This is a genomic window from Streptomyces sp. NPDC059008 (assembly GCF_042749045.1).
Lineage (GTDB): Bacteria > Actinomycetota > Actinomycetes > Streptomycetales > Streptomycetaceae > Streptomyces.
Window position 1 is genome coordinate 1 of the sequence record NZ_JBHYJC010000095.1, and the last position, 6,420, is coordinate 6,420.

Consider the following 6,420-nt stretch of genomic DNA (forward strand, 5'->3'; position numbering starts at 1 on the left):
ATGCCGGGAGCCCGCATGCAGATGATCGTCGTGATGAAGTTGACCGAACCGAGGATCGTGCCGAAGCCGGAGAAGGCCAGACCCATGATCCACATGTCGGCGCCGACGCCCGGCGAACGCACCGCGTCCGACAGCGGCGAGTACGCGAACCAGCCGAAGTCCGCCGCACCCTGCGGGGTGAGGAAGCCGGCCACCGCGATCAGCGAGCCGAAGAGGTACAGCCAGTAGGCGAACATGTTCAGCCGCGGGAACGCCACGTCGGGCGCGCCGATCTGCAGCGGCATGATCCAGTTCGCGAAACCGGCGAACAGCGGGGTGGCGAACATCAGCAGCATGATCGTGCCATGCATGGTGAACGCCTGGTTGAACTGCTCGTTCGACATGAGCTGCGTGCCGGGACGGGCCAGCTCGGCCCGCATCAGCAGCGCCATCAGGCCACCGATGCAGAAGAACGCGAACGACGTGACCAGGTACATCGTGCCGATGGTCTTGTGGTCAGTGGTCGTCAGCCACTTCACGGCAGCGATACCGGGCTGCTTTTTCCGTACGGGCGGTGCTGCCGGAGCCGTATCGGCGGCGGCACCCTGAGGTTCGTTGAGGATGCTCACTGGTTCTTCGTCTCCGCATTCCTGGCGTGATCCGTCTGCTTGATGCCCGACGGCAGGTATCCGGCCTGGCCCTTCTTCTTCAGTTCCTGCAGGTGCTCCCGGTACCGCTCAGGGGAGACGACCTTGACGTTGAAGAGCATCCGGGAGTGGTCGACGCCGCAGAGCTCGGCGCACTTGCCCATGAAGGTGCCCTCCTTGTTGGGGGTCACCTCGAAGACGTTGGTGTGGCCCGGGATGACGTCCTGCTTCATCAGGAACGGCACCACCCAGAAGGAGTGGATGACGTCGCGCGAAGTCAGTACGAACTGGACCGTCTCACCCTTCGGCAGCCACAGCGTGGGGCCGGGGTTGCCGTTCTGCGGGTTCCGGGTGCCCGGAACGCCCACGTCGTAGACGCCGTCGGCACCGGCCGGCGCGGTCTTCTTCCACTTGTCCGGGATCGCGGAGAGCGCGCTGGAGTCGATGTTCGTGGTCGACTTGTTGCCGTCGACGTCCTCCAGGTAGTTGAACCCCCAGCTCCACTGGAAGCCCACCACGTTGATGACGTGGTCCGGCTTCTTGGAAGTCTTCAGGAGTGCGCTCTCATCACGTGCGGTGAAGTAGAAGAGCACCGCGATGATGATGAACGGGACGATCGTGTACAACGCCTCGATCGGCATGTTGTACCGGGTCTGCGCGGGGACCTCCACCTTGGTCCTGCTGCGGCGGTGGAAGATCACGCTCCAAATGATCAGGCCCCACACCAGCACGCCCGTTGCGAGGGCGGCGGCCCAGGAGCCCTGCCAAAGAGAGAGGATCCGCGGCGCCTCGTCGGTGACGGGCGTTGGCATGCCGAGGCGGGGGAAGTCCTTATATGTGCAACCAGTAGCGGTCGCCAGGACCAGGCCCGCAGCAAGCACCTGCGGCAGCTTCCGCCGCATCGGGCGCCGCGACGAGCGGTCGGAGCCGTTGGGACTCACGTAGCGCCTTCCCGAGAGTCTCGCCCGCGCGGTCGGCTGCGGCCTTACTCGCTGGTCGGTCGCCGCCCTGCGTCGGGCAGGGGTTTGGATGTTTATGCGGACCAAACCCTACTGGACGCTATTTGGGGTCGCGCGGGGAGGGTGCCCAACGCGCCGCGACGCACCCCTAAGGGGTGGCCGGGTCCTCCGGGAGGCGCCCTCGCCGCACCCGATTACCCGCTCCCACCAGGCATCTGACGGCGTGACCGGCGCCCTCGCGCCCCGGCCCGGCGGACCGGGCTCGGCGGCGGGCCCGGCGACCGGCCCGCGGACCGGCCGGGCGGGGACGCCGCCGGGACCCCGGGGGACTAACGTCTCGTACGTGCCCTACTTCGACGCCGCGTCCACCGCTCCCCTGCACCCGGTCGCCCGCGAGGCCCTGCTCGCCTCGCTCGACGAGGGCTGGGCCGACCCGGCCCGCCTCTACCGCGAGGGCCGCCGCGGCCGGCTGCTGCTGGACGCCGCGCGCGAGACCGCGGCCGAGGCCGTCGGCTGTCGCCCCGACGAGTTGGTTTTCACCCCTTCGGGTACGCAGGCGGTGCATCGGGGAGTCGCCGGCGCACTGGCGGCCCGTCGGCGTGTCGGCCGCCGGCTGCTGCACTCCGCCGTCGAGCACTCCTGCGTGCTGCACGCCGCCCAGGCCCATGAGGCGGCCGGCGGCACTCGCGCGGAGCTGGCCGTGGACCGTACGGGCCGGGTGGCGGCCGGCGACCTGGCAGCCGCGCTCACCCCGGACACCGCGCTGGTGGCCCTGCAGTCCGCGAACCACGAGGTGGGCACCGAGCAGCCGGTCGAGGAGGTGGCCGGGCTCTGCCGGGAGTCCGGCGTGCCCCTGCTGGTGGACGCCGCGCAGTCGCTGCCCTGGGGGCCGGTGCCCGGCGCCTGGTCGTTGCTGGCGGCGAGCGCCCACAAGTGGGGCGGGCCGCCCGGTGTCGGACTGCTCGTGGTCCGCAAGGGGACCCGGTTCGCGCCCCAGGGGCCCGCGGACGAGCGGGAGTCGGGCCGCAGCCCGGGGTTCGAGAACATCCCGGCGATCGTGGCGGCCGCGGCGTCGCTGCGCGCGCTGCGGGCCGACCCCGGGACCGCCGCCGAGGCGGCGCGGCTGCGGCAGCTGGTCAACCGGATCCGCACGCGGGTGCCGGCGCTGGTCCCGGAGGTGGAGGTGGTCGGCGATCCGGTGCACCGCCTCCCCCATCTGGTCACCTTCTCCTGTCTCTATGTCGACGGGGAGACCCTGCTGCACGAGCTCGACCGGGCCGGCTTCTCCGTCTCGTCCGGATCGTCCTGTACCTCCAGCACCCTGGAGCCGAGCCATGTGCTGCGCGCGATGGGGGTGCTGTCCGAGGGGAACGTCCGGGTCTCGCTGCCGTACGGGACGAAGGAGGCGGATGTCGACCGGTTCCTGGAGGTGCTGCCCGGGGTGGTGCGCTCGGTACGGGAGCGGCTGGGGGTGCCGTCGGTGGCAGCCGAGGTGACGGAGGCCGGTGTGGCTGAGGCCGGTGAGGCGCCGCAGACGGCGGCCGCCGGGCCCGCGGACCTGGTCGTCGACTCCCTCGGCAGGCGCTGTCCCGTCCCGGTCATCGAGCTGGCCAAGGTGATCGGCCGGGTGCCCGTCGGCGGGACGGTCACGGTGCTCTCCGACGACGAGGCCGCCCGGCAGGACATCCCCGCCTGGTGCACGATGCGCGAGCAGGAGTACGTGGGCGAGCGGGCGGCGGAACGCGGCGCCGCCTATGTCGTGCGGCGCCGCGTCTGAGCCGTTGTTCCGGCCGGTTCAGACCAGGTACTGCTGGACGTCGGCGGCGGCCTCGTGGCCGTACGCCTTGGTGAAGCGGTCCATGAAGTGGCTGCGGTGCAGCTCGTACTCCTGGGTGCCGACGGTCTCGATGACCAGCGTCGCCAGCATGCAGCCGACCTGCGCGGCGCGCTCCAGGCCGACGCCCCAGGCCAGACCGGACAGGAAGCCGGCGCGGAAGGCGTCGCCGACGCCGGTGGGGTCGGCCTTGGTCTTCTCCTCCGGGACGCCGACCTCGATCGTGGGCTCGCCGACCCGCTCGATGCGCACGCCGTTGGAGCCGAGGGTGGTGACGCGGGTGCCGACCTTGGCGAGGATCTCCTCACCGGTCCAGCCGGTCTTGGACTCGATCAGGCCCTTCTCGTACTCGTTGGAGAAGAGGTAGGTGGCGCCCTCCATGAGGGTGCGGATGTTGTCGCCGTCCATCCGGGCGATCTGCTGGGAGAAGTCGGCGGCGAAGGGGATGCCGCGGGTGCGGCACTCCTCGGTGTGCCGGATCATCGCCTCGGGGTCGTCCGCGCCGATCAGCACGAGGTCCAGGCCGCCGACCCGCTCGGCCACGTGCTGCAGCTCGATCAGCCGGGCCTCGCTCATCGCGCCGGTGTAGAAGGAGCCGATCTGGTTGTGGTCGGCGTCGGTGGTGCACACGAAGCGCGCGGTGTGCAGCACCTCGGAGATGCGTACGGAGCGGGTGTCGACGCCGTGGCGGTCGAGCCAGGCGCGGTACTCCTCGAAGTCGTTGCCCGCGGCGCCGACCAGGATCGGCTCGATGCCGAGCTGGCCCATGCCGAAGCAGATGTTGGGGGCGACTCCGCCACGGCGGACGTCGAGCTGGTCGACCAGGAAGGAGAGGGAGACCGTATGCAGCTGGTCGGCCACGAGCTGGTCGGCGAAGCGGCCGGGAAAGGTCATCAGGTGGTCGGTGGCGATGGAGCCGGTGACTGCGATACGCACGACGGGTCTGCTCCTGCGGAGGCGGAGGGACTTGCGGACGTGGAGCAACGCTACCTGGCGGGGTGCAAAACCACCTGCGCATCCCGGATAGGCGGAACCGCTGAAACCAGTGGATAACTACTCAATAGTAGGTCTTTCTCCGCGCCGGGTGCCTGCGTACGGTGCCCCTATGACCAAGCCTGTGAAAGCCGTCACACCGCGTGTCGCCGCCTCACCCGCCGCATCCGAGCCGGAGTCGCTCGACGAGCTGCGCGGGGACTGCGCACGGATGGCGGGGCGCTGGAAGGCCGGGCGCCGGGCCGCGCCGGCGCCCGGCCGGGCATCCGACCTGCACGGGGTCGAGGTTCCCGAGCGGTCCGCCGAGATCGTGGACAACATGTCCGACTACGGCGACTGAGCCGTTCGGGGAACCGCGTACGCCCCCGCTCCGTCCCATCGACGTCCACCCCACGGAGGGTGGCACGGCAGATGTTCAGCGGAGCTGAAGGAGCGATGCGGTGAACACCGAGGACACCCCCACGACCCCGGACCACCCCAAGGAGCGTCGGCGCCGCAGCCCGCTGCTGGTCGCCTCGATGGCCGCCGCGGTGCTGCTGGCCGGGGGCGGCGCGGCGTACTGGGCCTCGTCCGCGTCCAGCGAAGAAGAGGGCTCCGGCCCGGGTTCCGCGGGCCGGGCCGACCCGCCGCCGCTCGCGCTCGACGGCTATACGGGCGGCTCGATAGCGGCCGGTGAGCCCAATCCGCAGGGCGCGAAGTACAAGGCCGTGAAGGAACTGCCCGGCGGCCCGTCGTCGGCGCCGGTGTACCGGCCCCAGGGCGAGATCAGCCGGGAGTCGGTCGAACGGCTGGCGAAGGCGCTCGATGTGGCCGGAAAGGTCCGTTCGGAGGGCAGCACCTGGAAGGTGGGCGGGCTGACCCGGGACGCCCGCAGTCCCGTCCTGCAGGTGAACAAGACCGGCTCGGGCTCCTGGACGTACTCGCAGTACGGCACCCCGGGCGGCACGAACTGCGCGCTGCCCGCCGCCGAGAACGGCACGGACGGCGACCAGGCGGGCCCCGGCGCCAGCACGTCGGGCCGGCCGGGCTGCCCCTCGTACCGCAGCGGCGGGGACATCACGACCGAGGACGACAGCAGCGGCAAGGACGCGGTGTCACCGGAGAAGGCCAAGCGGGCGGTGCGGCCGGTGCTCAAGGCGCTCGGCCAGGAGAGCGCCCGGCTCGATGCGAGCGGGCTGTCCGGCGCGGTGCGGATCGTCACCGCGAATCCGGTGCTCGGCGGGCTGCCGACGTACGGCTGGCAGAGCGATCTGCAGGTCGGCTCGGACGGTCAGGTGGTCGGCGGCAGCGGCCAGTTGGCGAACCCGGTCAAGGGCGCGGTGTACCCCGTGCTGAGCGCGGACAAGACGCTGGAGCGGTTGAACGCGGGCGGGGGCCGCACACCGGCCGACTGCCCCTCGGTCCCCCCGGGGAAGGGCGGCAAGGGCGGCAAGGGCGGCCAGATCGCGCCGTGCGAGCCGTCGCCGACGAAGGCCCAGAAGCCGGCCGAGGTGACCGGCGCCGTCTTCGGGCTCGCGGTGCAGTACGTCAGCGGCGGACAGGCGCTGGTGCCGTCGTGGCTGTACACGGTCCGCCAGCCGGGCACCACCGGTACCGGCCCGGACGCCACGACGACCGTCGCGCACCCCGCGGTGGATCCGAAGTACCTGGCGCACAAGGACCGGACCCCGAAGGGGCCGTCGGGGAAGCCGGGCGCGATGGCGCTGGAGTCGTACGACGTGGGCGACGGCGGCCGGAAGCTGACCGTGCACTTCTGGGGCGGGGTGTGCAGCGTCTACTCGGTGAGCGCCGAGGAGTCGGACACGGCCGTGAAGACCAAGGTCGTCGGCCGGGACAAGAAGCCGGGCCAGGTCTGTGTGAAGATCGCCAAGGAGTTCACCAAGACCGTCACGCTGCGCGAGCCGCTGGACGGCCGGAAGGTGATCGACGTGTCGACCGGTGAGGCCGTGCCGAAGCGGTAGCGGCGGGCCCGGACACGGATACGGCGAAGGCGGCGCCCCCACTCGGG

Annotated in this window: 6 protein-coding genes; 3 read left to right on the forward strand and 3 right to left on the reverse strand. The window is 71.2% G+C overall.

Annotated elements, in window-relative coordinates; genetic code table 11:
• Both ACFWZH_RS39250 and coxB read right to left on the reverse strand, forming a co-directional pair.
• Positions 1-608, reverse strand: a 608-nt coding sequence (locus ACFWZH_RS39250; protein WP_384443253.1) for a cbb3-type cytochrome c oxidase subunit I, incomplete at its 3' end; no start/stop codon positions are given.
• On the reverse strand, positions 605-1,567 hold the full coding sequence (gene coxB / locus ACFWZH_RS39255) for a cytochrome c oxidase subunit II (protein WP_384443256.1): 963 nt from the start codon (positions 1,565-1,567) through the stop codon (positions 605-607). The genes coxB and ACFWZH_RS39250, both read right to left, overlap by 4 nt.
• 361 nt (positions 1,568-1,928) lie before the next feature.
• On the opposite strand from coxB, the gene ACFWZH_RS39260 reads away from it, so the two are divergent.
• Positions 1,929-3,362: a cysteine desulfurase/sulfurtransferase TusA family protein gene (locus ACFWZH_RS39260; protein ID WP_384443259.1), complete on the forward strand. Its 1,434-nt coding sequence runs from the start codon at positions 1,929-1,931 to the stop codon at positions 3,360-3,362.
• Positions 3,363-3,380: 18 nt separating this feature from the next.
• Here the strand turns inward: ACFWZH_RS39260 and ACFWZH_RS39265 are convergent, their stop codons facing one another.
• Positions 3,381-4,355, reverse strand: a complete 975-nt coding sequence (locus tag ACFWZH_RS39265; protein ID WP_384443262.1) for a carbohydrate kinase family protein — start codon at positions 4,353-4,355, stop codon at positions 3,381-3,383.
• Positions 4,356-4,524: 169 nt separating this feature from the next.
• Between ACFWZH_RS39265 and ACFWZH_RS39270 the strand changes: the two genes are divergently transcribed.
• Positions 4,525-4,752 (forward strand): hypothetical protein, encoded by a 228-nt coding sequence (locus ACFWZH_RS39270; protein WP_384443265.1) that lies wholly within the window; start codon positions 4,525-4,527, stop codon positions 4,750-4,752.
• A 100-nt stretch (positions 4,753-4,852) separates the two neighbouring features.
• On the forward strand, positions 4,853-6,373 hold the full coding sequence (locus ACFWZH_RS39275) for a hypothetical protein (RefSeq protein WP_384443268.1): 1,521 nt from the start codon (positions 4,853-4,855) through the stop codon (positions 6,371-6,373).
• Positions 6,374-6,420 lie beyond the last annotated feature (47 nt).